This window comes from Roseomonas nitratireducens, assembly GCF_017813355.1.
Lineage (GTDB): Bacteria > Pseudomonadota > Alphaproteobacteria > Acetobacterales > Acetobacteraceae > Neoroseomonas > Neoroseomonas nitratireducens.
Genome location: NZ_JAGIYZ010000001.1, coordinates 432698 through 458731, shown reverse-complemented (window position 1 = coordinate 458731; position 26034 = coordinate 432698). Strand labels below are relative to the sequence as shown.

At 73.1% G+C, this 26034-nt stretch carries 24 protein-coding genes; 12 read left to right on the top strand and 12 right to left on the bottom strand.

Annotation, left to right across the window (positions count from 1 at the left end):
• Nucleotides 1–29: 29 nt before the first annotated feature.
• Nucleotides 30–953: a class I SAM-dependent methyltransferase gene (locus J5Y09_RS02110; protein ID WP_209350050.1), complete on the bottom strand. Its 924-nt coding sequence runs from the start codon at nt 951–953 to the stop codon at nt 30–32.
• The gene (locus J5Y09_RS02105; protein WP_209350049.1) at nt 950–2125 is read right to left on the bottom strand and encodes a glycosyltransferase; all 1176 of its coding nucleotides are present in this window, start codon (nt 2123–2125) and stop codon (nt 950–952) included. Before J5Y09_RS02105 ends, J5Y09_RS02110 begins: the two co-directional genes overlap by 4 nt.
• A gap of 170 nt (nt 2126–2295) precedes the next feature.
• On the opposite strand from J5Y09_RS02105, the gene J5Y09_RS02100 reads away from it, so the two are divergent.
• A complete protein-coding gene (locus J5Y09_RS02100; protein WP_209350048.1) occupies nt 2296–3069 on the top strand; it encodes an N-formylglutamate amidohydrolase in 774 nt (257 codons plus the stop codon).
• Between the two features lie 263 nt (nt 3070–3332).
• On the opposite strand, the gene argJ is transcribed toward J5Y09_RS02100, so the two are convergent.
• Nucleotides 3333–4571 carry a bifunctional glutamate N-acetyltransferase/amino-acid acetyltransferase ArgJ gene (argJ, locus tag J5Y09_RS02095; RefSeq protein ID WP_209350047.1) on the bottom strand — a complete coding sequence of 413 codons (1239 nt, stop codon included), beginning with the start codon at nt 4569–4571 and terminating at the stop codon, nt 3333–3335.
• A gap of 34 nt (nt 4572–4605) precedes the next feature.
• Complete coding sequence (locus J5Y09_RS02090; protein WP_245216736.1) at nt 4606–5535, bottom strand: peptidylprolyl isomerase; 930 nt, start codon at nt 5533–5535, stop codon at nt 4606–4608.
• Between the two features lie 205 nt (nt 5536–5740).
• Between J5Y09_RS02090 and secA the strand changes: the two genes are divergently transcribed.
• Complete coding sequence (gene secA, locus J5Y09_RS02085; protein ID WP_209350046.1) at nt 5741–8485, top strand: preprotein translocase subunit SecA; 2745 nt, start codon at nt 5741–5743, stop codon at nt 8483–8485.
• Between the two features lie 24 nt (nt 8486–8509).
• On the opposite strand, the gene J5Y09_RS02080 is transcribed toward secA, so the two are convergent.
• Complete coding sequence (locus J5Y09_RS02080) at nt 8510–9067, bottom strand: hypothetical protein (RefSeq protein WP_209350045.1); 558 nt, start codon at nt 9065–9067, stop codon at nt 8510–8512.
• 118 nt (nt 9068–9185) lie between these two features.
• Here J5Y09_RS02080 and J5Y09_RS02075 point away from each other — a divergent pair, with 118 nt between their 5' ends.
• Nucleotides 9186–9665, top strand: coding sequence for a hypothetical protein (locus J5Y09_RS02075; RefSeq protein ID WP_209350044.1), 480 nt, complete (start codon nt 9186–9188; stop codon nt 9663–9665).
• A gap of 15 nt (nt 9666–9680) precedes the next feature.
• On the opposite strand, the gene J5Y09_RS02070 is transcribed toward J5Y09_RS02075, so the two are convergent.
• Nucleotides 9681–10184 carry a type III secretion system chaperone family protein gene (locus J5Y09_RS02070; protein WP_209350043.1) on the bottom strand — a complete coding sequence of 168 codons (504 nt, stop codon included), beginning with the start codon at nt 10182–10184 and terminating at the stop codon, nt 9681–9683.
• A 134-nt stretch (nt 10185–10318) separates the two neighbouring features.
• Nucleotides 10319–10609, bottom strand: coding sequence for an accessory factor UbiK family protein (locus J5Y09_RS02065; protein WP_209350042.1), 291 nt, complete (start codon nt 10607–10609; stop codon nt 10319–10321).
• A gap of 111 nt (nt 10610–10720) precedes the next feature.
• Here J5Y09_RS02065 and rfaD point away from each other — a divergent pair, with 111 nt between their 5' ends.
• The 5 genes from rfaD (at nt 10721) to J5Y09_RS02040 (ending at nt 15418) form a co-directional block, all read left to right on the top strand.
• Nucleotides 10721–11704 carry an ADP-glyceromanno-heptose 6-epimerase gene (gene rfaD / locus J5Y09_RS02060; protein WP_209350041.1) on the top strand — a complete coding sequence of 328 codons (984 nt, stop codon included), beginning with the start codon at nt 10721–10723 and terminating at the stop codon, nt 11702–11704.
• Nucleotides 11704–12501 (top strand): prolipoprotein diacylglyceryl transferase, encoded by a 798-nt coding sequence (gene lgt / locus J5Y09_RS02055; RefSeq protein ID WP_209350040.1) that lies wholly within the window; start codon nt 11704–11706, stop codon nt 12499–12501. The genes rfaD and lgt overlap by 1 nt, the downstream gene beginning before the upstream one ends.
• A gap of 79 nt (nt 12502–12580) precedes the next feature.
• Nucleotides 12581–13555 carry a class I SAM-dependent methyltransferase gene (locus tag J5Y09_RS02050; RefSeq protein ID WP_245216779.1) on the top strand — a complete coding sequence of 325 codons (975 nt, stop codon included), beginning with the start codon at nt 12581–12583 and terminating at the stop codon, nt 13553–13555.
• Nucleotides 13555–14325: a peptidoglycan editing factor PgeF gene (gene pgeF, locus J5Y09_RS02045; RefSeq protein WP_209350038.1), complete on the top strand. Its 771-nt coding sequence runs from the start codon at nt 13555–13557 to the stop codon at nt 14323–14325. Before J5Y09_RS02050 ends, pgeF begins: the two co-directional genes overlap by 1 nt.
• A 115-nt stretch (nt 14326–14440) precedes the next feature.
• Complete coding sequence (locus J5Y09_RS02040; RefSeq protein WP_209350037.1) at nt 14441–15418, top strand: hypothetical protein; 978 nt, start codon at nt 14441–14443, stop codon at nt 15416–15418.
• Between the two features lie 423 nt (nt 15419–15841).
• Here J5Y09_RS02040 and J5Y09_RS02035 read toward each other — a convergent pair whose 3' ends face one another.
• The 3 genes from J5Y09_RS02035 to J5Y09_RS02025 are packed head-to-tail and all read right to left on the bottom strand — an operon-like array spanning nt 15842 to nt 19520.
• Nucleotides 15842–17164 carry an ABC transporter permease gene (locus J5Y09_RS02035; RefSeq protein WP_342451379.1) on the bottom strand — a complete coding sequence of 441 codons (1323 nt, stop codon included), beginning with the start codon at nt 17162–17164 and terminating at the stop codon, nt 15842–15844.
• Nucleotides 17161–17901: an ABC transporter ATP-binding protein gene (locus J5Y09_RS02030; protein ID WP_245216735.1), complete on the bottom strand. Its 741-nt coding sequence runs from the start codon at nt 17899–17901 to the stop codon at nt 17161–17163. Before J5Y09_RS02030 ends, J5Y09_RS02035 begins: the two co-directional genes overlap by 4 nt.
• Nucleotides 17901–19520 (bottom strand): efflux RND transporter periplasmic adaptor subunit, encoded by a 1620-nt coding sequence (locus J5Y09_RS02025; RefSeq protein WP_209350036.1) that lies wholly within the window; start codon nt 19518–19520, stop codon nt 17901–17903. The genes J5Y09_RS02030 and J5Y09_RS02025 overlap by 1 nt, the downstream gene beginning before the upstream one ends.
• Nucleotides 19521–19620: 100 nt before the next feature.
• Here J5Y09_RS02025 and J5Y09_RS02020 point away from each other — a divergent pair, with 100 nt between their 5' ends.
• The 3 genes from J5Y09_RS02020 to ltnD all read left to right on the top strand — a co-directional run bounded on the left by J5Y09_RS02020 (nt 19621) and on the right by ltnD (nt 22164).
• Complete coding sequence (locus J5Y09_RS02020; protein WP_209350035.1) at nt 19621–20562, top strand: 2-dehydropantoate 2-reductase; 942 nt, start codon at nt 19621–19623, stop codon at nt 20560–20562.
• A gap of 111 nt (nt 20563–20673) precedes the next feature.
• A complete protein-coding gene (locus J5Y09_RS02015; RefSeq protein ID WP_209350034.1) occupies nt 20674–21126 on the top strand; it encodes a MarR family winged helix-turn-helix transcriptional regulator in 453 nt (150 codons plus the stop codon).
• A 147-nt stretch (nt 21127–21273) separates the two neighbouring features.
• Nucleotides 21274–22164 (top strand): L-threonate dehydrogenase, encoded by an 891-nt coding sequence (gene ltnD, locus J5Y09_RS02010; protein ID WP_209350033.1) that lies wholly within the window; start codon nt 21274–21276, stop codon nt 22162–22164.
• Here ltnD and J5Y09_RS02005 read toward each other — a convergent pair whose 3' ends face one another.
• Both J5Y09_RS02005 and araD read right to left on the bottom strand, forming a co-directional pair.
• Nucleotides 22165–23514 (bottom strand): amidase, encoded by a 1350-nt coding sequence (locus J5Y09_RS02005; protein ID WP_209350032.1) that lies wholly within the window; start codon nt 23512–23514, stop codon nt 22165–22167.
• Nucleotides 23514–25241, bottom strand: coding sequence for an L-arabinonate dehydratase (gene araD / locus J5Y09_RS02000; RefSeq protein WP_209350031.1), 1728 nt, complete (start codon nt 25239–25241; stop codon nt 23514–23516). The genes J5Y09_RS02005 and araD overlap by 1 nt, the downstream gene beginning before the upstream one ends.
• A 54-nt stretch (nt 25242–25295) precedes the next feature.
• Here araD and J5Y09_RS01995 point away from each other — a divergent pair, with 54 nt between their 5' ends.
• Entirely contained in the window at nt 25296–26009 is a 714-nt protein-coding gene (locus J5Y09_RS01995) for a GntR family transcriptional regulator (protein WP_245216734.1), read from the top strand.
• The last annotated feature ends 25 nt before the right edge of the window (nt 26010–26034 follow it).

Below are 26034 nucleotides of genomic sequence, written 5' to 3'. Positions count from 1 at the left end.
GGCCAGGAACGGCGAGCCCGGCCGCCGCGTCAAGGCTTGCGGGCGACCATCAGCACGAACATCGGCGCCGGATCGCGCGGGAAGGGCAGCAGCGCCGCGGCGATGCGCGCGCCGACCGCGGCGGCGGCGAGCGACACGTGCCAGCCGTAGCGATGCGCGAAATAGGGTCCTTCCGCCCGCGCCTTGACCGGCGCGAGCCGCCCCATCCAGTGGATCAGCGGCTGGGCGGCGACGGGCGGCAGGGCGCGCATCTCCTCCACCGCCCAGCCGCAGCGCGCGGCGAGTGCGGCCATCGCGCCCTCGTTCCACCAGGACAGGTGATGCGGCGGGGCGTTGAGGACGAAGTTCGGGATCGCCGTCATGGCCGAGGGCCAGGTCGGCGCGCCGAGCATCACCAGCCCGCCCGGCCGCACGCAGCGCGCCATGTCGCGCGCCATGGCGAGCGGATCCGCGACATGCTCGATGACCTGGAAGGCGCAGGCGGCGTCGTAGGCCTCCGGATGCCGCGCGGCGTGGCCGGCGAGGGGTTCGGCGACGACCGGGGCCCCCGTCGCCGCATGGGCGGAAGGGTTCGGGTCGAGCCCGAGATAGCGCGCGCCGGGGATCAGCCGCGCGAAGGCGCCCGCGCCCGCGCCGACCTCCAGCACCGCGTCGCCGGCGCGGATGCGCGCGGCCGCGTGCGGGTATTCGGCACGGTCGCGCCCGGCCCGGCGCAGCCGCCCGCCGGCATCGAGCCGCGCGTAGAGGCTTTCGTAGAAGGCGCCGTCGCCTTCCGCCGCCGGGGCGAAGAACACCAGCCCGCAGGGCGCGCGCCACAGCCCGGTGCGCCCGGGCGGCAGGGGTGTCGGATCCACGCCGAAGGAACGACGCCAGAGGCCGCGCAGCAGGCCGTTGGGGATTTCCTGCACCAGCGCCGCCGCCGCCCCGGTGATCGGGCAGGTGGCGCGCGTCACGCCGTCGCGCCGTGCCGATGGCGGCGCAGCACGCGCACCTGGTCGGGGCCGCGCACCTCGTATTCCACGTGTCGCCAGCGGATGACGCGCGTGCGCGCGCTGGTCGCGAACAGCAGCAGCACGAGCGGGGCGGTGAACGGCACGGCGGCGCCGGCCAGAAGCTGCGCGAGCCGCGCGCCAGGCCCTTCGCGGATGCCCACGGCGCGCGTCACATGGTCCTGCAGCGCCGCGCGGGCCAGGCCGAGTGCTGCGACCGGCGCCAGCCAGGCGAGCGCCGCCGCGTCGCCGGCCAGCGCCATGGCGAGCAGGAGGACCGCCGCGGCCTCCATCGCCAGGATGGTGCCGAGCAGCCACCACAGCCGCGGCACGTAGACGCGCACGATCTGCAATTGCCGGCGCTTGAAGGCGATCGCCTCCCGGTCGCCGCCCTCGGGCGGGGTCGGCACCAGCACGGCGCGGCGCGTCAGCACGCGCAGGTGCAGGGCGCGGGCGCGGCGGCTGATCGCGCCATCCGTCGAGAAGGTCCGCGCCAGGGCGCCTTCCAGGTTCATGCGCGCGATCGCGGCGCGGGAGAGTGCCACGGACCCGCCCCAGACGAGCCCCGAGGCGACGAAGCGCGGCCCGAGCGCCAGCGCGCGGTCGAGCCATGCGACGAGGTGCCGCGCCGGCCCCGCGCCGTCCAGCGCGTGCCAGCGATAGCCCGTCACCACCTCCGCCGTGCCGTTCAGCGCGGGGGTGGCGAGCCAGGAGAGCCATCGGTCCTGCGGCAGGATGTCGGCGTCGAGCAGCACCAGCGCGTCGTCCTGGTCGTCGACCAGCCGCAGCCCGGCGATCATGTTCGTCGCCTTCTGGCTGCGCCGGTCATCGAGCCCGGCGACGACGATCTCGACCGGGAAGGGCAGCGCGGGGGCGAGTTCGCGCAGTTGCGCGAAGGCGGGGTCGGCTTCCGATTCGACGGCGGCGATCAGCCGGCGCGGCCGCAGCGTCTGCCGCGCCAGCGCGGCGAACAGCGGCGGCAGGCCATCGGTGCGGCCGGTGACGGCGAGCAGCAGCGAGACGCGCCCCTCCGCCGCGACGGCCGGGGCGCGGAAATGGCGCAGGAACCACAGCACGCCGGCGAGCCAGGCGAGGCCCGCGAGCAGGGCGATGATGCCGGGAAGCGCGGCAGGCATGGGGCGGCGGGGTCCGGGTCCGTCGTTGCGGATCCGGCATAACACACCACCCCGGTCAGGTCAGGACCGATACGACCCGTTGATGTCGATGTACGCCCGCGTCACGGGCCATCCGGAATCCGGCCTCCCGCGATGACGGACGAGGCTCCGACGCCTATCCTGGGGTGAGAATGACCGCCCTGCTCCTCCACATCCCCCACGCCTCCAGGAGCATCCCGGACGAGGAGCGCCACCGCTACCTTCCAGACGACCGCCGGCTCGCCGAGGAACTCCTGCGCATGACCGATGCGTGGACCGAGGAACTCGTCGCGGGCATCGCCATCCCGGCGACGCGCATCGTCTTCCCTGTCAGCCGGCTTGTCGTGGATCCCGAGCGCTTCCACGACGACAGGGACGAGCCGATGGCCGGCAAGGGCATGGGGGCGATGTACACCCGGCTCTCGACGGGCGAGCCGCTGCGCCACGCCGATCCGGAGCATCGCGCCGCCCTGATGGACCGCTGGTACTGGCCGCACCACGCCCGGCTCACGGAGGCCGTAGATGCCGCCTTGGCGGCCTATGGGCGCTGCCTGATCATCGATGTCCACTCGTTCTCGTCGGTCCCCCTGCCCCACGAGCCGGACCAGGATCCGGCGAGGCCCGAGATCTGCATCGGCACCGACCTGTTCCACTCGCCCTTCGAGGACAATCGGGACGTGGTGGATATCGTCACCGCGCAAGACTTCGCGACGGTCGCGCTGAACAGGCCCTTCAGCGGCAGCATCGTGCCCGCGAAGCATTGGAACACGACCCGCGCGGTACGGTCCGTGATGATCGAGGTTCGCCGGGACCTCTACATGGACCAGCGGTCCGGGCAGCGACGGCACGACTTCGACAGCGTGGCCAGCCGCGTCGCGCGACTGGTCGAACGCCTTCACGAAGCGTGGGCGCGGGCACCGGCCTGACCGCGCGCGCACGCCTGCGGACGGTCGGCTACCGCCCCACACCCGCGGCTTCGCGGTCCCGGGCATCGCCCCTGGCACGAAGGCGGCGGCATCGACGGCAGTGAGGCTCGGAGCCCTCGGCCTGGCACATCCCGTCCGGCACGACGATCATTGCGACGGGTCGCGCCGGACTGGCGCCGCGATGCGCCTGCGTCCCGGCTCACACGCGCCACGAGAATGCTTCGGTCCTCGCGCGCTTGGATAGGCTAACGGGACCGCCCCCGTCAGGACCGATACGACCCGTTGATGTCGATGTACCCGTGCGTCAGGTCGCAGGTCCACACGGTGGACTTGCCGCGGCCCAGGCCGATGTCGACGGTGATCTCGACTTCCCGCCCCTTCATGTGGGCGACGACGGGCGTCTCGTCATAGCCGTCGACCACGCCGCCCTCGCGCGCCATCCAGGTGCCGCCGACGGCGATGGACAGCCTGTCGCGGTCGGCCGGCTCGCCGGACTTGCCGACGGCCATGACGATGCGGCCCCAATTCGCGTCCTCCCCCGCAATCGCGGTCTTCACCAGCGGGGAATTGGCGATCGACATGGCGATGCGGTGGGCGGATCGCGCCGTGGTCGCGCCGGTCACGTCGATGCGGATCAGCTTCTGCGCGCCCTCGCCATCGCGCGCGACCATCAGGGCGAGGTCCATCAGCACCTCGTTCAGCGCGCGGGCGAAGTCCTTCAGCACCGGCCCGCCTTCGGCCGGCACGCGCGGATGCTTCGCCGCACCGGTCGCGAACAGCATGACGGTGTCGGAGGTGGAGGTGTCGGAATCCACCGTGATGCAGTTGAAGGACCGGTCGCAGCCCTTCTTCAGCAGCGCCTGCAGCGCGGCGGCCGGGATCTTAGCGTCGGTGGCGAGGAAGGAGAGCATCGTCGCCATGTCGGGGGCGATCATCCCCGACCCCTTGGCGATGCCCGCGATGGTCACCGTCGCGTCGCCGATCCGCGCCGTGCGCGTCGCCGCCTTGGGGAAGGTGTCGGTGGTCATGATCGCCTTCGCCGCGGGGGCGAAGCCGGCCTCGGTGGTGGCGCCGAACACCTTGGGCAAGGCGCCGACCAGCTTCTCGGTCGGCAGCCTTTCGCCGATCACGCCGGTGGAGGCGAGGAACACCTCGCGCGGCTTGCAGCCCAGGATGCGCGCGGCCTCGGCCGCCGTGCGCTCGCAGGTCTCCCGCCCCGCCTTGCCGGTGAAGACGTTCGAATTGCCCGAGGTGACGACGAGGCCGCGCGCCTTGCCGCCCTTGAGCGCGGCGCGGGACCATTCGACCGGCGCGCCGGGGCAGCGGTTCTTGGTGAAGACACCCGCGGCGGTGGTGCCGGCCGGGAAGGCCATCACCATCACATCCTCCCGCGCGCGGTAGCGGATCTCGGCCATGCCGGTCGCGACGCGCACGCCCGGGACGGGCGGCATCTCGGGCAGCGGCAAAGCGAGGGGCGAGACGGGATGGGCCTGGCCGGCCATGGGCGTTTCCTCTTGCTTGTGGTCGAAGAAGGGGTCAACGGCGGATCGGCGCGGCACCCGGGCGGGCGGGGGCGGCGGGGGCGGGCGGCTCGGCCGCGTCGGTCGGGCGCGGGGCCGATCCGTCGAGGTTGAAGCGTTCCACCCGCGCGGCGGTCCGCGCGCGCTCGACGGCGGCCTGCACCTCGGCTTCCAGCAATTGCTGGCGGATGGCCTGGGAGACCTCCTCGAAGGGCGGCGGGGCGGACCGGCGGCGCTCCTCCACCTTGATCACGTGCCAGCCGAAGGGGGAGCGGACCGGGTTCTCGCTGACCTGGCCGGCCTGCAGGGCGAAGGCGGCCTCGGCGAATTCGGGCACCATGTCGCCGCGGCGGAAGAAGCCGAGGTCCCCGCCCTCCCGTGACCCGGGGCCGGTCGAGCGCCGCTGCGCCACCGCCATGAAGTCGGCGCCGCCGCGGATCTCGGCGAGCGCGGCGCGGGCCTCGGTTTCCGTGGGCACGAGGATGTGGCGGGCGCGCACCTCCTCCTCCGCCGGGCGGGCCGCGATCTCGCGGTCGTAGCGGGCGCGGATCGCCTCGTCGGTGACGCGCGTCGCGATCTCCCGGCTCAGCCAGGCCTGCTGGAGCTCCTGCTCCTCGGCGCGGCGGATGCGCGCGCGCACCTCCTCCTCCCGGTCCAGCCCGGCGCGGCGGGCGGCGGCGGTCACGGCGCGGCCGGCGATCATCTGGTCGAGCAACAGGGGATAGAGCATCTGCGGCGGCGCGCCGCGCACTTCCTCGGGCAGGTCCCGTGCCGCGGCGGCGAGGTCCGACAGCAGGATGGGTTCCCCATCCACCCGGGCCACCACCGGGTCCCCCGGCGGGGTGGCCGGGGTGGGCTGGGCCAGGGCCAGGCCCGGCAGGCCGGCGGCCAGCGCCAGGGCGAGGCCCGCGCGGAGCATGAAGGCGGGGCGGGGGCGCAGGGTCATGGGCTCTCGGATCCGGGAATGGCCGGAACATGGCCGAAGCCTCATGGGGCGACAAGGCGCGGAACGTTGACCCGCCCTGCCCGGCCGCCTATCTCTGCCGGGGCCGCGCCGCGACCCGTCCCGTACCGGCAACGGTTGGACGGCGCGGCGCGTTCCGCGAGCGCCCGCGGCAGGATCCGGCGGGCGCGGGAGACCGACACCCCCGATGTTCGCCCGACTTGCCGCCGCCCTTTTCGGCACCTCCAACGACCGCGCCCTCAAGCGCTACCAGTCCCGCGTGCCCGCGATCAACGCGCTCGAGCCGAAGATGCAGGCGCTGTCGGACGAGGCGCTGGCCGGCCAGACCGCGCTGTTCCGCGAAAGGCTGGCGAAGGGGGAAACCCTCGACGCCCTGCTGCCGGAAGCCTTCGCGACGGTGCGCGAAGCCGCCCGCCGCGTGCTCGGCCTGCGCCATTTCGACGTGCAGATGATCGGCGGCATGGTGCTGCACGAGGGCAAGATCGCCGAGATGAAGACCGGCGAGGGCAAGACGCTGGTCGCGACCCTGCCGGTCTACCTCAACGCGCTGCCGGCCAAGGGCGTGCACGTCGTCACGGTGAACGACTACCTCGCCCGCCGCGACGCGGAATGGATGGGGCGGATCTACCGCTTCCTCGGCCTGACGGTCGGCGTGATCGTGCACGGGTTGACCGACGACGAGCGCCGCGCGGCCTATGCCTGCGACGTCACCTACGGCACCAACAACGAGTACGGCTTCGACTACCTGCGCGACAACATGAAGTACTCGCTGGCCGAGATGGTGCAGCGCGACTTCGCCTACGCCATCGTCGACGAGGTCGACAGCATCCTGGTGGACGAGGCGCGCACGCCGCTCATCATCTCAGGCCCCTCCGAGGATTCCTCGGACCTCTACCGCACCGTGAACGAGGTGGTGAAGGAGCTGGTGAAGGACGAGACGACCTTCGAGAAGGACGAGAAGCAGCGCACCGTCACCCTGACCGAGGAAGGGAGCGAGCGCGTCGAGCAGATGCTCAAGGACGCCGGCCTCGTCACGGAAGGCGACCTGTACGACATCGGCAACGTGACGGTGGTGCACCACCTGAACCAGTCGGTGCGCGCGCACACGCTGTTCAGGCGCGACGTCGAATACGTCGTGCGGCAGGACAAGATCGTCATCATCGACGAGTTCACCGGCCGCATGATGGAAGGCCGGCGCTACTCGGACGGGCTGCACCAGGCGCTGGAGGCGAAGGAGTACGTCACCGTCCAGCCGGAGAACCAGACGCTCGCCTCCATCACCTTCCAGAACTATTTCCGGCTCTATCCCAAGCTGTCGGGCATGACCGGCACGGCCTCGACCGAGGCCGACGAGTTCGCCGAGATCTACAAGCTCGAGGTGGTGGAGATCCCGACCAACGTGCCGGTGGCGCGCGAGGACAGCGACGACGAGGTCTACCGGTCCGCGGCCGAGAAGTACGAGGCGGTGGCCGCGCTGATCGCCGAGGCGCGCGACCGCGGCCAGCCCGTGCTGGTCGGCACCACGAGCATCGAGAAGTCGGAGCTGATCTCCGCGCTGCTCAAGAAGAAGAACGTCCCGCACCAGGTGCTCAACGCCCGCTACCACGAACAGGAAGCCGGCATCGTCGCCCAGGCCGGCCGGCCGGGCGCGGTGACCATCGCGACCAACATGGCCGGCCGCGGCACCGACATCCAGCTGGGCGGCAACTACGAGATGCTGGCCCGCCACGAGGTCGGCACGAACGAAGGCGAGGCCTACGAGGCCGCGGTCGCCAAGCACAAGGCCGAGGTCGAGGCGGTGCGCCCGGCGGTGAAGGCGGCCGGCGGCCTCTTCGTCATCGGCACCGAGCGGCACGAGAGCCGGCGCATCGACAACCAGCTGCGCGGCCGCTCCGGCCGCCAGGGGGATCCGGGCGCGTCGCGCTTCTTCCTCTCCCTCGAAGACGACCTGATGCGCATCTTCGGGTCGGACCGCATGGGCGGGATGCTGACCAAGCTCGGCCTGAAGGACGGGGAGGCGATCGTCCACCCCTGGATCAACAAGGCGCTCGAGAAGGCGCAGAAGAAGGTCGAGGCGCGCAACTTCGACATGCGCAAGAACCTTCTCAAGTACGACGACGTCATGAACGACCAGCGGCGGGAGGTGTATGCCCAGCGCCGCGCCTTCATGATGGCCGACGAGGTCGCCGAGACGATCCAGGAGATGCGCCGCGAGACGATCGGCGACATCGTCGCCCGCTGCATCCCCGAGAACGCCTATCCCGAGCAATGGGACCTCGAGACCCTGCAGCGCCAGGTGCAGGACGTCCTCAACCTCGACGTCCCCGTCGCCGAATGGGCGAAGGAGGAAGGGATCGACGACGAGGCGGTGCGCGAGCGGCTCGAGGAAGCGGCCGACCGTTCCTACGCCGCGCGCGCGGCCAATGTCGGCCCGGACATCATGCGGCAGGTCGAGAAGTCCCTGCTGCTGCAGGTCTTCGACCAGGTGTGGAAGGAACACCTGCTGGCGCTCGACCACCTGCGCCAGGGCATCGGGCTGCGCGCCTATGGCCAGCGCGACCCGCTGAACGAGTACAAGTCGGAAGCCTTCGCGCTGTTCAACGGCATGCTGTCCGACCTGCGGGAACGCGTGACGTCCCTGCTGCTGCGGATCGAACTGCGCCCCGAGACGCCGCTGCCCTCCCCCGAGGGCATCGGCTTCCTCGACATGCGCCACCCGGACCCGGCCATGGCGGCCGCGGAGCTGGAAATGGCCAATGGCGGCACCGGCTACGAGCCCGTGCCCATGGCCATCGGCACCGCGGCGCCGCGGCCGATCGCGCAGGGGGTGGATCCGAACGACCCGTCCACCTGGCACCGCACGCCGCGCAACGCGCCCTGCCCCTGCGGGTCGGGCAAGAAGTTCAAGGCCTGCCACGGGCGGACGCTGTAGCGCCCGTCCGCCCGCGGCGGCGCTTCAGGCCACTGGCTGCACGGATCCGTCGAGGTCCATGATGCCCGCGGTGACCGCGAGCGCGGGCTGCCGGCGCGCAGCCTCGGCGCGGAAGGCACGCAGCGCCTCGCCATGCGACAGCGTCTCGGCCTGCCGCGTCGCGACGGCCGCGTCGCCCAGGGCGATCTTCGCCGCGCCGCAATCCCGGTGCGTCAGGGCGACGACGCGCGTGATGCTGTGCAGCTGCACCGAGACCGCCAGGTTCTCCCAGAAGGCCGCGTGCCAGGCGGCGAAGCGCGGATGCACCGCGCCGATCGGCCCGCCGGCCACGACGAACTGGCTGTACTTGTCGCGCATGCCCTGGGAGGCCATGAAGAACAGCCCGTGGGTCGTGAAGCGCGGGTCGATGCAGTTCAGCAGCATGGCATCGTAGGTCCCGCTCGCCGCGCCGGCGCCACGGGGCAGCGCGGTCGCGCCGAGCGCCGCGGCGGCAAGGCCGAGCAGGGCCCGCCGGCCGGGCGGGGCGCAGCCGCAGTCGCGGTGGTGTACCGGATGTGGGGGAACGGATGTGCAGTCGAACATGAGCGTTCTCCGATCAGGCTTCGGTCCGACGCCATGCGATCCCGGGATGGGATCCGCCGGTCCCCTAACGGAACGCAATCGACACGGAATGGCATCCCCTGCCAAACGACGATTTCTTGTGCGGTTCGCGCGCCTGCCGCGCGGCGCGGCCGCGCTGGTCGCGCTCGCGCTGCTGCCCGCCGCGCCCGCCGCGGCGCATTGGGAATACACGCGCTGGGGCATGAGCGAGGCGCAGGTCGCCACCGCCGGGCGCGGCGCGGTGCGCCCCCTGCCGGCCGGGGAACGCCGCCCGGTGCCGGCGGCGCGCATGGAATACCGCGCGACGGCGGAATTCCGCGCCGCGACGCTCGCGCTGACGGTCGCCTTTGCCTTCGATGGGCGGACGGGGGGGCTTGTCTGCGTCTCCGCGACCGGCGGGGCCGGCCAGGGCGCGGCGCTGCGCGCGCGGCTGGAACGGGCCTTCGGCGCGCCGCAGGAACGGGCCACGGACCCGTCGACGGGCACGACCGTCCTGGGCTGGACGCGGCCGGACGAGATCGACCTTCAGATCGCGGCGAACGGCGCCGTCACGATGCTGCACTGCGCGCGCGGGGTGTGACCCCGCGCGGCGGGTTCAGGCCTCGCCCACGCAATCCAGCATCGACGCCGCCAGCGCCTCGGCCGGCGCCTTGCCGCCCCACAGGACGAACTGGAAGGCGGGGAAGAAGCGCTCGCATTCCGTGATGGCGATGTCGACCATGTCCTCGAGGCTCTCGGCACTCGCCCCGGGCGCGCCGCGCAGCAGCACGGAATGGCGGAAGACGGGGACGCCGTCCTCGGCCTCGATGCCGAAATGGCCGATCCACAGCCGGTCATTGGCCAGCGCCAGCAGCTCGTACAGCTTCTCCCGCCGCTCCGCCGGCACCTTCAGGTCGAAGGTGCAGGTGAAGGACATGGCGCTGATCTCGTGCGACCAGGCGAAGTGCAGCCCGTAGTCGCACCATTTGCCGGGGGCCTCGGCCGCCATCTCCCCGTCCGAACGGCGCTCGAAGGCCCATTCATTGGCGGCGATGATCTGTTCGAGGATGTCCAGCGGGTTCGTGGAACGCTCGCGGTCCATCTGGAGAGAGGCGGACATGCGGCACCTCCTTGCCCGGGGCTGCCGCCCGGCACCCACAAGATATGGGGTGCGAATCGGGCGGCCGGATACGAGGGGCAGATTACGCAGACGCGGAATCGCGTCGCAAGAGTCCAACGGTTGCAATGATTAGTTCAGGTTTCGCGTGAGGATTCCCCGCCAGCCTCAAGCGCGGCAAGCCGGGCTTCCAGCGCGGCGACGCGGTCTTCCAGCGCCTCCGCCTGCTCCCGGGCGCGGCGCGCCACCTCCATCGCCGCGTCCAACTCCTCCCGCTTCACCAGGTCGAAGCGGCGGACCATGGCCTCGGCCTGGGACTTCGCCATGGCCTCGGCCTCGGTCCGCAGGCCCGCGAGCACCGAGAAGGCGCCGCCCGCCACCCCCGCCAGGTCGTCCATGAACTTCGCGCGGCCGGAATCGCCTGCCATAGCCCTGCTCCTTCCCATGCGGCCGGGTTGCCGCGTCGTCCTGGGGGGGCCTATACCGCCGCGCCCCCCCTCTCAAGGCCCCCAAGGGACGCGCTGCGGAACGATCCGGCCATGCACATCGTCACCGGCGGCGCCGGCTTCATCGGATCGAACCTTGTCGCGGCGCTGTGCGCCCGCGGTGAGGAAGTGGTGGTGGTCGACCGCCTTCGCCAGGGCCAGAAGTGGCGCAACCTCGCCAAGCACCCGGTCGCGGCGATCGTGCCGCCGGAGGAACTGCGCGCTTTCCTCGGCCGCCACCCGCCGGTGCGCGCGCTGTTCCACATGGGCGCGATCAGCGCGACGACCGAGACCGACGGCGACCTGGTGGCCGCGACCAACATCGCGCTGCCGCAATACCTGTGGGACTGGTGCGCGGAAGCGCGCGTGCCCTTCATCTACGCCTCCTCCGCCGCGACCTATGGCGACGGGTCCCAGGGCTTCGAGGACGACCTCTCGCCGGCCGGCCTCGCGCGGCTGCGCCCGCTCAACCTCTATGGCTGGTCGAAGCTCGCCTTCGACCGGCGCGTGGCGCAGCTGCTCGCGCTCGGCCGGCCGCGCCCGCCATCCTGGGCGGGGCTGCGCTTCTTCAACGTCTATGGGCCGAACGAGCACCACAAGGGGCGCATGGCCTCGGTCGTGCTGCACAAGTTCAACCAGATCATGCGCGGGGAGGAAGCGACGCTGTTCGCTTCCGACCGCGAGGGCATCGCGGATGGGGAGCAGAAGCGCGACTTCGTCCATGTCGAGGATTGCGTCGCGGCGATGCTGTGGCTGGAGGCGAACCCCGCCGCGTCCGGCCTGTACAACATCGGGTCGGGCCGGGCGCGCAGCTTCCTCGACCTGACGCGCGCGATCTACGCCGCACTCGGCCGCAACGCGGAAATCCGCTTCGTGCCGATGCCCGACGACCTCAAGGGCAAGTACCAGTACTTCACGGAAGCGCGGATGGACCGGCTGCGCGGCGCGGGCTTCGCAAAGCCGCCCGTGGCGCTGGAGGACGGCGTGGCGCGCTACGTCCGGGACGTGCTGCTGCGCGCCGAGGACCCCTTCGCCTGATGATGTTCGCCATCCCCTTCCCGATGATCGACCCGGTGCTGGTCGAGATCGGCCCCTTCGCCATCCGCTGGTACGCGCTGGCCTACATCGCCGGCATCCTGCTGGGCTGGCGGCTGGCGCGCGTGCTGGTGCGGCGGACGCCCGAGGTCGCGACCGCCGAGCAGGTGGACGACTTCGTCACCTGGGTGACGCTCGGCATCATCCTCGGCGGGCGGCTCGGCTACGTGCTGTTCTACCGCCCCGGCTACTACGTGACGGCGCCGTGGGAGGCGCTGTACGTCTGGCAGGGCGGCATGTCCTTCCATGGCGGGGCGCTCGGCGTCATCGTCGCCTGCTGGCTGTTCGCGCGCCGCAACGGGATCGACTGGGTCGCCTTCGCCGACCGGGTGGTCTGCGTCGTGCCGATCGGCCTCTGCCTCGGCCGGCTCGCCAACTTCATCAACGGCGAGCTGTGGGGGCGCGTGTCGGACGTGCCCTGGGCGATGGTCTTCCCGACCGGCGGGCCCGACCCGCGGCATCCCTCCCAGCTCTACCAGGCCTTCCTGGAAGGCGCCTGCCTCTTCGCCCTGCTGATGGTGCTCGCGCGCAGCGAATGGGTGCGGGCGCGGCCGGGCATCCTCTCGGGCGCCTTCCTCGCGGGCTACGGCGTCGCGCGCATCGTCGGAGAGGTCTTCCGCCAGCCGGACGCGCATCTGGGGTTCCTCTTCGCCGGCGCGACGATGGGGCAGTTGCTCTCGGTGCCGATGATCCTGGTCGGCGCCTGGCTGATCCAGCGCGGAAGGGCGCGCCATGTCTGAAGGCCTGCCGCCCGACCATGAGCGCACCTTCTCGCCCGACGACGGCGGGGGGGAACCGGCCGAGCGGCTCGACCGCTTCATGCGCCGCGCCGCCGCCGCCTACTACGCCGGGCGCGAGCCCTTCGGCGCCGGCGGGGACTTCATCACCGCCCCGGAGATGACCCAGGCCTTCGGCGAGATCCTCGGCCTCTGGGCCGCGATCGCCTGGGAAGGGATGGGGCGCCCCGGCCCGGTCGCGCTGGTGGAACTCGGCCCGGGCCGCGGCACGCTGATGGCCGACGCGCTGCGCGCGACGGCCGAGATGGCGCCCGCCTTCCGTGCCGCGCTGCGCGTGCACCTGGTCGAGACATCCCCCCGGCTGCGGCAGGCGCAGGCGGACATGCTCGGCACCGCCGTGGCCGGCTGGCACGACGACATCGCGACGCTGCCGCAGGGCCCGGCGATCATCCTCGCCAACGAGTTCATCGACGCGCTGCCGATCCGCCAGTTCGTCCGCCGCGGCGGCGCCTGGATGGAACGCTTCGTCAGCGCCGGCGCCTTCGAGGAACGCCCCGCCCAGGACGCCCCGCCCCTGCCCGAAACGGCCGAGGAAGGCGCGGTGCAGGAGGTGAACGAGACCGGCCGCGCCATCGCCGCCGCCATCGCCGCGCGCGTCGCGGCCCTTGGGGGCGCGGCGCTGTTCCTCGACTACGGGCCGGAGGAAGGCGGCTTCGGCGACAGCCTGCAGGCGATGACGGCGCAGGGCAGCGCCGATCCGCTCGGCCCCGCCGGGACGGCCGACATCACCGCCCATGTCGATTTCGCCGCGCTGGCCGATGTGGCGCGCAAGGCGGGTGCCGCGGTGCACGGGCCGGTGCCGCAGGGGGTGTTCCTCGCCCGGCTCGGCCTGTTCAGCCGCGCGGCGATCCTCGCGCGGATGGACCCCAGGCGCGCGACGGCGCATCTCGCCGCGGCGCAGCGGCTCGCCGCGCCCGAGCATATGGGGCGGCTGTTCAAGGCGATCTGCTTCACCCATCCGGGCCTGCCGCCCCTGCCCGGCTTCGAGGACCCCTGATGGCCGTCTTCGTCACCGCCGGAACGCTGGCCCGCGCGGGCCTGCCGCATGGCTTCTTCACCCGGCGCGGCGGCGTGTCCTCCGGCGCCTTCGCGGCGCTGAACTGCTCGCTGTCGGGCAAGGACGACGCGGACGCGGTCGCCGAGAACCGGCGCCGCGCGGCGGATGCGCTGGGCGTGCCGGGCGATGCGCTGGCGGCGCTGACGCAGGTGCACGGGCCCGACGTGGCCGTGCTGGACGCCCCCTGGCCGCTGGATGCGCGCCCGAAGGCGGATGCGATGGTCACGCGCCGGCCGGGCGTGGCGCTGGGCATCGTCACGGCCGATTGCGCGCCGGTGCTCTTCGCCGATGCCGGGGCGGGCGTGATCGGCGCGGCGCATGCCGGCTGGCGCGGCGCGGTCGCCGGCGTGCTCGAAGCCACGATCGACGCCATGGTCGCCCTCGGCGCGCGGCGCGCCTCGATCGTGACCGCGGTCGGCCCCTGCATCCGCCAGCCTTCCTATGAGGTCGCGGCCGATCTGCGCGACGCGGTGCTAGCGCGCGATGCAGCCGATGCCCGGTTCTTCGCCCCCGGCCGGCGGGAGGATCGCTGGCAGTTCGACCTGGCGGGCTATTGCGCCGCGCGCCTGTCCGCCGCGTCCGTCGCGGTCGAGGTGACACCGCACGACACGCTGGCGGCCGAGGCCGATTTCTTCAGCCACCGCCGCAACACGCTGGCCGGGGGCGGGCCGATCGGCCACCAGCTCTCGGCCATCGCGTTGCCGGCGTGAACACCCTTGCGCCGGCCGCCCGCCGCGCCACACAAGTGGACATGCCCTACCTGATGATGCTCGGCCTGCTGACGCTGCTCACCTTCCTCGTCACCTGCGCGGCGATGGTCTGAGCATGCGCGCCCTCACCCGCCGCGTCTTCGCGGTCGCCGCGCTGCTGGCGCTGGCCGCCTGCGGCGACCTGCCGCAGCCCTTCCGCGGCAATCCCGGCGGCATGGCCGGCGCGCTGACGGCGCCGCCGGCCTACCGGCTGGCCATTCCCGAACCGGCCGGCGCGCTGCTGCCCGCCGCGCGCGCGGCGGCCTTCGCCGAGGCGCTGTCCGAGACGCTGCTCGCGAACGAGGTGCCGGCGGCCGCGACCGCGCCGCTGCCGCTCGACTGGCGGCTGACGGTCGAGGCATCGCTGCAGGGCAACAGCGTGGTGCCGCGCTACCGCCTGACCGACCCGGACGGCCAGGCGCAGGGCGCGGCCGAGGGCGCGCTCATCCCCGCGCGCGACTGGTCGGTGGCGAGCGCCGACACGCTGCGCGCCGCCGCGCGGGATGCCGCGCCGCGCGTGGCGCAGCTGCTGCTGCGGGCGGAGGCCGCGCGCAAATCCTCCGACCCCGCCGCGCTGTCCGTCGCCGGCCCGCCGCGCATCTTCGTGCCCGAGGTGCGCGGCGCGCCGGGCGACGGCAACCGCGCGCTGACGGTGCGGCTGCGCGAGGCGCTCGCCCAGCAGGGCATGCTGGTGCAGGACGTGACGGAGGGCGCGCGCTTCGCCGTCACCGGCCAGGTGGATGTGGTGAACCAGCCCCGGACGCGCACGCAGCGGATCGAGATCCTGTGGACGGTGTCCCGCCGCGACGGGGAGGATCTGGGCCGCGTGCTGCAGTTGAACGAGGTGCCCGCCGGGGTGCTGGAGCGCTTCTGGGGCGATGTCGCCTATGCCGCGGCGACGGAGGCCGCGGGCGGCGTGCGCACCGTGGTGCAGAACGCCGGCGGCTTCCCGCCGGAACCGGGTGCCGCCCCCGGCGCGCCGCCCCGGCCCGCGGGCCTCGCCCTGCCCCGCGACCCGGACGCGCTGCCGACCCCGACGCCACCCACCGAGTAGGCGCACCCGCGTTTCGGATCGAGGCATAGCCTCGATCCGCGAGCGCGAAGCGCGACCGCGCCCAGCCCGTCAGCCGCCCCCAGCACACCAGCCCCCGGCGCGCAAACCAAGCGCGCGGACGCGCGCGCCGGTGACTGAGGCACAGCAAAACGGATCGAGGCCAAGCCTCGATCCGCGAGCGCGAAGCGCGACCGCGCCCAACCCGCCAGCCGCCCCCAGCACGCCAGCCCCCGGCGCGCAAGCCAAGCGCGCGGACGCGCGCGCCGGCGACTGAGGCACAGCAAAACGGATCAAGGCCAGGCCTCGATCCGCGAGCGCGAAGCGCGACCGCGCCCAACCCGCCAGCCGCCCCCAGCGCACCAGCCCACGGCGCGCAAGCCAAGCGCGCGGACGCGCGCGCCGGCGCCTGAGGTCAACCAAGACTCAATCGTGGCGAAGCGCCTGGATCGGATCCAGCATCGCCGCGCGCCGTGCCGGCCAGAAGCCGAAGAACAGCCCTGTCAGGGCCGAGACGCCGACCGCCAGCAGCACAGCATCCGGCTTCACCAGCACCGGCCAGCCGGCCAGGTCCGCGACCAGGTGCGACAGCATCAGCCCCGCCGCGACGCCCGCCGCGCCACCCAGCATCGCGAGCACTAGCGCCTCGAGCAGAAACTGCGCCAGCACGTCGCGCCGTCGCGCGCCGATGGCGAGCCTGAGGCCGATCTCCCGCGTCCGCTCCGTCACGCTGACCAGCATGATGTTCATCACGCCGATGCCGCCCACCAGCAGCGACACCGCGGCGACCGAGGCGAGCAGCAGCGACAGCGTGCGCGCCGCGGCATCGCGCGTCGCCTGGATGTCGGACAGGTTGCGGATGGACACGCTGTCGGGCTCGTTCGCCGCGATCCGGTGGCGCTGGCGCATCAGGCCGCGGATGTTCTCCTCCGCCTCCCGCATGTCCTCGCCTTCGTGCACCTTGACCGAGATGGTGCCGACCTGCCGGGCATTGGCGCGGGACGCGCCCATCACAGACCGCCGCGCGGTCCAGTAGGGGATGAAGACCGCGTCGTCCTGGTCCTGGCCCATCGGGTTCTGGCCCTTGCGGGCCATGACTCCGATCACCTCGAAGGGCGTTGCGCGGATGCGGATCTCGCGCCCGACGGGGTCCTCCTCGCCGAACAGGTTCTCGGCGACGGTGGCGCCGAGGATGACGACCTTGCGCGCGCCGCCCGCTTCCTCGGCGGTGAACAGGCGGCCGAGATCGGGCACCCATTCATGCGCGACGAAGAAATCCGGATCGGCGGCGATCACCACCGCCTGCCAGTTCTGGTTGCCCGCGACCATCTGGAAGGACTGGCGGATCGAGCCGACCGCGACCTCCACCTGCGGCACCTCGCGCGCGATGGCGACGGCGTCGTCGTAGGAGAGGTTGGACCGCCCGCCGGCGCCGAGCCGCACGCCGCCGACGGTCGACGACCCGCCCCAGATGATCAGCAGGTTGGCGCCGAGCGACTGGATCTGCGCCGTCACCTGCCGCCGCGCCCCTTCGCCCACCGCCACCGTCGCGATCACCGCGGCGACGCCGATGAAGATGCCGAGCGCGGTCAGCACGGAGCGCATCGTGTTCGCGGCCAGCGCCGAAAGCGCGCCGCGCAGCGCCTCCATCAGGTCCATCCCGCCGCGCGTGGCCGGCAGCGGCGGCAGCACGGGCGATGGCGTGCTCGCCGCCGCGGCGTCGCGGGACAGGGCGCCCGGCGCGTTCACGCGGCCTGGTCCTGCGGCGGCAGCGCGGCCAGCATGGCGGCGGCGTCCGCCGCTTCCTGCCGTTCGTCGCCCACCAGCCGCCCGTCGCGGAAGCGCAGCACGCGCGTGGCGAAGCGCGCCACCTCCGCATCGTGGGTGACCATCAGCACGCCCATCCCCGCACGGTTCAGCACCTGCACGATCGAGACGATGGACAGCCCCGTGCGCGTGTCGAGCGCCCCGGTCGGTTCGTCGGCCAGCAGCAGGTCCGGGCTGCCGACGATCGCGCGCGCGATCGCCACGCGCTGCTGCTGCCCGCCCGAGAGTTGCGACGGGCGGTGGCGCAGCCGGTCCCCCAGGCCCACGGCGGCGAGCGCCATCGCCGCGCGGTCCCGCCGCGCGCCGCGGCGCAGCCCGCGATAGACCAGCGGCAATTCGACATTGGCGAGCGCATCGGCGCGCTGGAGCAGGTTGAAGGACTGGAAGACGAAGCCGATGCGCCGGCTGCGCAGTTCCGCCAGACGGTCGGCGGACAGCGCCTCCACTTCCTCCCCCATCAGCCGGTAGCGGCCGCGCGTCGGCCGGTCGAGGCAGCCGATCAGGTTGAGGAAGGTGGACTTGCCCGAGCCCGAGGGCCCCATCGCCGCGACGAATTCCCCCGGCGCGACGGACACGGTCACGTCGGTCAGCGCGCGGACCGTCTCCTCCCCCGCCTGGAAGTGGCGCGTCAGGCCTTCGGTCTCGATCAGCGCCGCCATCAGAACAGCCGCCGCGCCGCGGCGGGGGCGGCCGCCGCGCCGGCGCGCTCCTGCCCGATCACGACGGTCGCGCCCGGTTCGAGCGCCCCGGCGAGGATCTCCGTCACGCTGCCATCGGTGATGCCGGTGCGCACGGGCACGGCGCGCGGCGCGCCGGCGCCATCCTGCACCCAGACCGTGCCGGGCTGGCCGGAGGCGCGCGCGCCGCCGCGCATCGCGGCGAGCTGTGCCCGCTGGTCGGGCGTCAGCACCGCGTTCAGGCGCGAGACAAGCCGCTGCCGCGCCGCCTGCGCCTGCTGGCGCCGCGCATCGGCATCCTGCGGCAGGGCGGCCATGCGTTGCCGCATCTCGGCGCGCGCCGCCTCGATCTCGGCGCGCTGCGCCGCCGTCAGGTCGCCGAGCGCGGCGAGCGCCTGGTCGAGCTGCGCCTGGCCCGGCGCGGCCTGTTCCCCGCCGCCGGCGCCGCCGGCCGCGGCGCCGGGCGGGCGCCAGCGCAGCGCCGCGTTGGGCACGCGCAGCGCCTGGGGCCGTTCCTCGGTGATGATGCGCAGCGTCGCCGTCATCCCCGGCAGCAGCCGGCCCGCCGCGTTGGGTGCCGCGATGACGACGGTGTAGGTGACCACGTTCTGCACCGTGGTCGCGGCGAGGCGGATGTCCTTCACCCGCCCGCGCAGCGTCTCCGACGGGAAGGCGGCGACGGTGAAGGTCACGTCCTGGCCCTGGCGCACGCGGCCGATATCGGCTTCGTCCACCGTGGCGTGCACTTCCATCTCCTCGAGGCTCGCGGCGATCTGGAACAGCACCGGCGCCTGGAAGGACGCGGCGACGGTCTGGCCGATGTCGATGTTGCGGGAGACGACGACGCCGTCGATCGGCGAGCGGATGGTGGCGTTGCGCAGGTCGACCTCCACCTGGCGCAGGATCGCGTCCTTCTGTTCCCGCGCCGCGTCGGCGGCGTCGACCTGCGCGAGCGCGGTGCGCGCGGCCGCGGCGGCGGACATGGCTGCGGCCTCGGCGCGCAGCAGGTCGGCGCGGGCCTGGGCGACGGCGGCGCGGCTGCGCTCGGCGGCGAAGGCGGCGCGCAGCGCGTCGCGTTCGGCGCCGACGCCGCGGGCGCGCAGTTCGGCGGTGCGCGCCGCTTCGCCTTCCGCGTCGCGCACGCTGGCCTCGACGCCGAGCACGGCGGCGCGCGCGGCCTCGATCTGCGCGGCCGATTGCGCTTCGTCGGCGCGGGCGCGTTCGGCCTGGGCGCGGGCGACGGCGACCTGCGCGGCGGCGGCGTGGACATCGGCCTCGGCCGCGGCGCGGCGGGCCTCGATGGTCGCGGTGTCCAGCCGCGCGATCGGCTGGTCCGCCGCGACGCGGGTGTTGAAGTCGGCGAACAATTCGCGGATCTGCCCGGACAGCTGGCTGCCCACCTGCACGAGCGTGACGGGGTTCACCGTGCCCGTCGCGGCGACGACGGCGGTGATGGCGCCGCGATCGGCCTGCGCGGTGCGCAGGCGCGGCAGGGCGCCGTCGGCGCCATTGGCGGCATTGGGCAGCCCCGGCATGCCCGCCCACCACCACCCGGCGGCGAGCACGGCAATAAGGCCCGTCGCGACGAGGGTCTTGCGCATGGGGAACAGTCTAGCGCTTTCCCTGCAACGCGCATGTGTCCGACTTTCACGAAGCGGGACGGGCCGGTAGCCTGCCGGCCGATCCTGGAGGAAGACGCCCATGCGCGTGCTGGTCCTGGGCGCGGGCGCGCTCGGCGGATATTTCGGCGGCAGGCTGGTCGAGGCCGGTTCGGCGGAGGTCGCCTTCCTGGTGCGGCCCGCGCGGCGCGACGCGCTGGCGCGCGACGGCCTGTCCATCGACAGCCCCTTCGGCGCCTGGCGCGGCGCCGTCACGGCCATCACGGCGGAGGAAGCGCGGCCGGGCTGGGACGTGCTCCTGCTCTCCTGCAAGGCCTACGACCTCGATGCCGCCATCGCGGCGATCCGCCCGGCGGTCGATGCGCGCACCGCGATCCTGCCGGTGCTGAACGGGCTGTCGCATCTGGATGCGCTGGACGCCGCCTTCGGGCCGGCGCGCGTGCTGGGGGGGCTGGCGAAGATCCAGGCCTCGCTCGCCCCGGACGGCACGGTGCGGCAGTTCAACGACTGGCGCTGGATCACCTTCGGCGAGCGCGAGGGCGGGATGTCCGACCGCGCGCGCACGATCGAGGCCGCCTTCGCGCCCGCGAAGGGCGTCGTCGCCACCGCGGTGCCGGACGTGATGATGCGGATGTGGGAGAAGATCGTGCATCTGTGCACCGCCGCGATCGGCACGGTGCTGATGCGCGCCAATGTGGGCGAGATCGCGCGCGCCGGCGGCACGCCCTTCCTGCACCGGATGCTCGATCGCAACGCGGCGATCGCCGCGGCGGCCGGCTATCCGATGCGGGAGGCCTTCCTGTCCGAGTTCCGCACGGTCTTCGCCGACACGACGGCCGGCTACAGCACCTCGATGCTGCGCGACCTCGAGGCCGGCGGGCGGACGGAGGCGGACCACATCCTCGGCTTCATGCTCGAGCGCGCACGTGCCGCCGGCGTGCCGGAGGAGATCCACGAGGCCGCGCTGCTGCACGCGCGCGCCTACGACCAGCGGCGCGCCGCAGGGCGCCTCCCAGGCGCGTGAGCAAACCAGGAGGTTGATGCGCAACATCGATGCTTTCGCATATGCATGTAATGCAAGACTTTTGCGTGACGGCTTCGGTAGTCTGGCCACTCACTCGTCGGGTGGCAGGCCATGGACTCGCAGAACGCCGCGCCGCGCTTCGTCGATGACTACCTGCTGTCGCTGCTCGCGCGCGCTTCCTTCGTCGTCTCCTCGGAATTCCACGACCGATTGCGCGCGCGCGGCGTCTCGGTGCCGGTCTGGCGCGTGCTGGCGACGCTGTCCGGCGGGCCGGAGACGGTGACCGCGCTGGCCGAGGCCTGCCTGCTGCAGCAGCCGACCATGACCAAGGTGCTCGACCGGATGGAGCGCGACGGCGTGGTGAAGCGCCAGCAGGATGCGCGCGACCGGCGCCTGGTGCGCGTGCATCTCGCGCCCAAGGGCGAATCGATGCTGGGCGACCTGCTCGTCGCCGCCCGGGCGCATGAGGCCGAGGTGCTGTCGCGCCACCCGGACGCGGCGGCGATCAAGGACCTGCTGCGCGCGCTGATCGCGCGGCAGGGCAGCAAGCGGCGGGGGCGCTGACCTTCGTGCCGCCGATGCATGTGCTGCAGCGGATCGTGCTCGTCCTGATGGTCGTGATGGCGGTGATCCAGGTCGGGATGCTGGTCGCGCGTTGACGCGCGGCGCGCGCGCGGCCAGCGTGCCCGCCGCATTCCAGGGGGCTTCCGCATGAAGGTCGGCGTCATCGGTCTCGGCAGCATGGGCATGGGCGCGGCGCTGAGCCTGCTGCGCGCGGGCCATGAGGTGACGGGCTGCGACATGCGCGACACCGCGCGGGCGGAATTCGCCGCCGCCGGCGGCCAGGTCGCCGCGCGCACCGCCGAGCTGCCGCAGGGGCTGGAGGCGCTGGTCGTGCTGGTGGTCAACGCCCAGCAGACCGAGGCCGCGCTGTTCGGAGAGGGCGGCGCGGCCGAGCGCCTCGCCCCCGGCGCGGTCATCGTCAGTTCCGCCACCATGGGCCCGGACGCGGCGCGCGCGCTGGCGGACAAGGCCGCCGAGCGGCAGTTGCTGTTCCTGGACGCGCCGGTTTCCGGCGGGGCGGTGAAGGCGCGGGAAGGCGCGATGACGGTGATGGCCTCCGGCTCCGCCGCCGCCTTCGGCAAGGCGTCGCCGGTGCTGGACGCGGTCGCGGCGAAGGTGTGGAACCTGGGCGAGGAACCGGGGATCGGCGCGACGGTGAAGGTGGTGCACCAGCTGCTCGCCGGCGTGCACATCGCGGTGGCGGCGGAAGCGATGGCGCTCGGCATCCGCGCCGGCGCCGATCCGCGCCAGCTCTATGACGTGGTCACCAGCGCGGCGGGCAATTCCTGGATGTTCGAGAACCGCATGGCCCGCGTGCTGGAAGGCGACGACGCGCCGCGCAGCGCCGTCGACATCTTCGTCAAGGATCTCGGCCTGGTGGCCGACATGGCGCGGGGGCTGAACTTCCCCGTGCCGCTGGCCTCGACCGCGCAGCAATTGTTCACCGCGGCGCGGGCGATGGGCCAGGGCGGCAAGGATGACGGCTTCGTCATCCGCGTCTGGCAGGCGATGACGGGGATCAAGCTGCCGGGCGAGTGATCACCCCGCCAGCGCCGCCTCCACCGCCGCCGCCACGCGGAACAGGTGCGCATCGGCCATGTGCGCGCCGGTCAGCATCAGTCCGACCGGCGCTTCCCCTTCCGCCTGGCAGGGGATGCTGATCGAGCAGCGGTCGAGGAAGTTGCCGACGCTGGTGTTGCGCAGCAGCGCCATGTTGATGCGGTTGTACGCCGCCTCGTCCTCCACCTCGGCGATGGCGGGCGGGACGATGGGGCAGGTCGGGCAGACCACCGCGTCGAAGGGGTCGGTGCGGCCGGCCGCGGCGGCGATGATGCGGGCGCGCGCCTGGACCAGTTCCACATAGTCGGCGGCGGTCATGCGTTCGCCGCGCTGGATGCGCTTGAGGATGCGTGGGTCGTAGGTGTCGGCCTTCGCCGCGATCAGCCAGCGATGCCAGGACCAGGCCTCGCTCGCCGCGAAGCCGCCGGCCGCGTTCACCGCCGGGATCTCGGTGAGCTCCGGCAGGTCGAACTCGATGATCTGCGCGCCCGCGGCCGAAAGCCGCGTGAGGCTGCGACCGAACACCGCCGCGACCGTGCCGTCCATCCCGTCGGTCAGGAAGGTGCCGCGCGGCAGGCCAAGCCGCAGGCCCTTCAGCGGCAGCGGCGCGGGGGCGACCGGATCCTCCTCCCCCGCCATGATCGCGTCCACGATGGCGCAATCGGCCACGCTGCGGGCGAGCGGCCCGGCGGAATCGAGCGAAGGTGCGAGCGGCAGGATGCCCTCGATCGGCACGCGCTTCGCGGTCGGCTTCCAGCCCACCACGCCGCAGAGCGCGGCCGGGATGCGGCAGGACCCGCCCGTGTCGGTGCCGAGGGCCGCGAAGCCCATCCCATCCGCCACCGCGACCCCGGCGCCCGAGGAAGACCCGCCCGGCAGCCGCCCCGTCGCGCGGTCCCAGGGGCTTTTCGGCGTGCCGAAATGCGGGTTCACGCCAAGGCCGGAGAAGGCGAATTCCACCTGGTTGGTGCGGCCGAGGATGACGAAGCCCGCGCGCAGCAGCCGCTGCACCGTGGGCGCGCTGCGCTGCGCCACCGGTGCGCCCTTCAGGGCGACCGAACCGGACGCCGTCGTGAAGCCGGCCTCGTCATAGAGGTCCTTCACGCTGATCGGGATGCCGGCATAGGCCGAGGGCGCGCGGCCGGCGGCGCGCAGCGCGTCCATCGCGGCGGCCGAGGCGCGCGCGCTGTCCGCATGCACGGTGATGAAGGCGCGCGCGCCTTCGCCCGCGGGGTCGGCGATGCGGGCGAGTGCCGCCTCGGTCAGCGCGGCGGCGGTGGTGGTGCCGGCGGCGAGGGCCGCGGCGGCGTCGGTCAGCGTGCGTGGCATCAGTAGATATCCGGCTCCGGCGTGGGCTGCGTCCCTTCCAGGAAGCGCATGTCGCAACCCTCGTCCGCCTGGGTGACGGTGTCGAGATAGAGCGAGGTCCAACCGCGCGCGTAACGCCGCGCGGGCGGCGTCCAGGCGGCGCGGCGGCGGGCCATCTCGGCCTCGTCCACCAGCAGGTCGAGCCGGCGGTTCGCGACGTCGAGCCGGATCATGTCCCCGGCCCGCACCAGGGCGAGCGGCCCGCCGACATGGGATTCCGGGGCCACGTGCAGCACGCAGGTGCCGTAGGAGGTGCCGGACATGCGCGCATCGGAAATCCGCACCATGTCGCGCACGCCCTGCTTCAGCAGCTTCTGCGGGAGCGGCAGCATGCCCCATTCCGGCATGCCGGGCCCGCCCTGCGGCCCGGCCTGGCGCAGCACCAGCACGCTGTCCGCCGTCACCGGCAGGTCCGGGTCGTCGAGCCGCTTCTTGAGGTCGGCGTAATCCTCGAACACCACGGCCGGCCCGGTGTGCTGGAGAAGCCGCGGCTCCGAGGCGCTGGTCTTGATGACCGCGCCGTTCGGCGCGAGCGAGCCCTTCAGCACCGCGAGCCCGCCTTCGGCCTGCAGGGGCTTGTCGAGCGGCAGGATCACGCTGTCCTCGAACACCTCCGCGCCTTCGATGTTCTCCCCGATCGTGCGCCCCGTGACGGTGCGCGCCGTGAGGTCGAGATAGTCCCGGATGCGGTTGAGGAACGCCCGCGCGCCGCCGGCATAGAAGAAATCCTCCATCAGGTATTCGCCGGCATTGGGGCGGAGGTTGGCGACCAGCGGCACGCGGCGCGACAGCGCGTCGAAGCGCTCGAGGTCCAGCATCACGCCCGCGCGCCGCGCCATCGCGATCAGATGCGGGATGGCGTTGGTCGACCCGCCGAAGGCCATCGCCGCCGTGACGGCATTGTCTACGCTGCCCTCGGTGATGAGCGATCGCGGCGTCGCGTCCTCCCACACCATCTCGACGATCCGTCGCCCGGACTCGGTCGCCATGCGCGGATGGGCGGAATCGGCGGCGGGTATGCTGGACGCGCCGGGCAGGGTGAAGCCGAGCGCTTCCACTGCCAGCATCATCGTCGCCGCCGTGCCGGCGGTCATGCAGGTGCCGAAGGACCGGGCAATGCCGCCTTCCATGTCCTTCCACTGCCCCTGGGTGATGTTCCCCGCGCGCAGTTCCGCATGGTACTTCCACACGTCGGAGCCCGACCCCAGCGTCTTGCCGCGCCAATTGCCGCGCAGCATCGGCCCGGCGGGGACGAAGATGCTGGGCAGGCCGGAACTGATCGCGCCCATCATCAGCCCCGGCGGCGTCTTGTCGCAGCCGCCCAGCAGCACGAGCCCGTCGCAGGGGTGGCTGCGCGCCAGTTCCTCCGTCTCCATCGCCAGCATGTTGCGATAGAGCATCGAGGTCGGCTTCTGGTACTGCTCCGTCACCGGATGCGCCGGCAGTTCCACGGGGAAGCCGCCCGCCTGCCAGACGCCGCGCTTCACTTCCTCCGCCCGCGTGCGGAAGTGGAAGTGGCAGGGCGACATCTCGGACCAGGTGTTGATGATGCCGATCACCGGCTTGCCGCGGAAATCCGCTTCCGCGTAGCCCGCCTGGAGCATGCGGCTGCGATGGCCGAAGGCGCGCAGGTCCTCCACGCCGAACCAGCGGTGGCTGCGCAATTCCTCGGGGCGTTTCCGGGCCATGGCCTTTTCCTCCTCGCTTCCCCGGCACGCTGCCAACTGCTATGGCAGATGTCCATGCCCCCCGCCGATGCCGCCCGAACGAGGCTCGCGCCGCTGGCCGAGGAGGACAGCCTCTCCCTCGGCGAGCGTGCCTATCGGCGCCTGCGCGATTCGATCGTGCAGGGCGCGCTGCCGCCCGGGCGCAAGATCAGCGAGCGCAGCCTCGCCACCGCCCTCGGCATCTCCGCCCAGCCGGTGCGGGAGGCGCTGCGCAGGCTCGAACAGGACGGCATGGTCGTCACCCTGCCGCGCCGCGGCACGGTGGTGGCGGAAGTGGGCGCCGCGCAGCTCGCCGAGCTCGGCCGCATCCGCGCCGCACTCGAAGGCGTCGCGGCCGCGCTGGCGGCGGAACGGCTCGCGACGGCGGACCTCGCGGCGCTCAACGCCATCCTGGCGCGCATGAAGGCGGGGACCGAGGCGCGGGACACCGAGGCGCTGGACGTCGCGAACGAGGAATTCCACGCGCTGATCCACCGCGCCACGGCCAACCAGTTCCTGATCCGCTCGGTGGGCTCGCTGCGCGCCTACGACCATCTCGGCCGCCACCGGGCGGTGGGCAGCACGCCGCGCGACCTGCCCAAGGCCCTGCGCGAACACCAAGGCATCGTCGCCGCGCTGAAGCGGCGCGACCCGGCGCTGGCGGAAGCGCGGATGCGCCAGCACATCCTGCGCTCCCTCGTGACCAACGGGGTGCTGCCGGCACCGCCCCGGACACGCAACGGGCGTTGACGCGGCCCGGGCCGGGCGCCACACT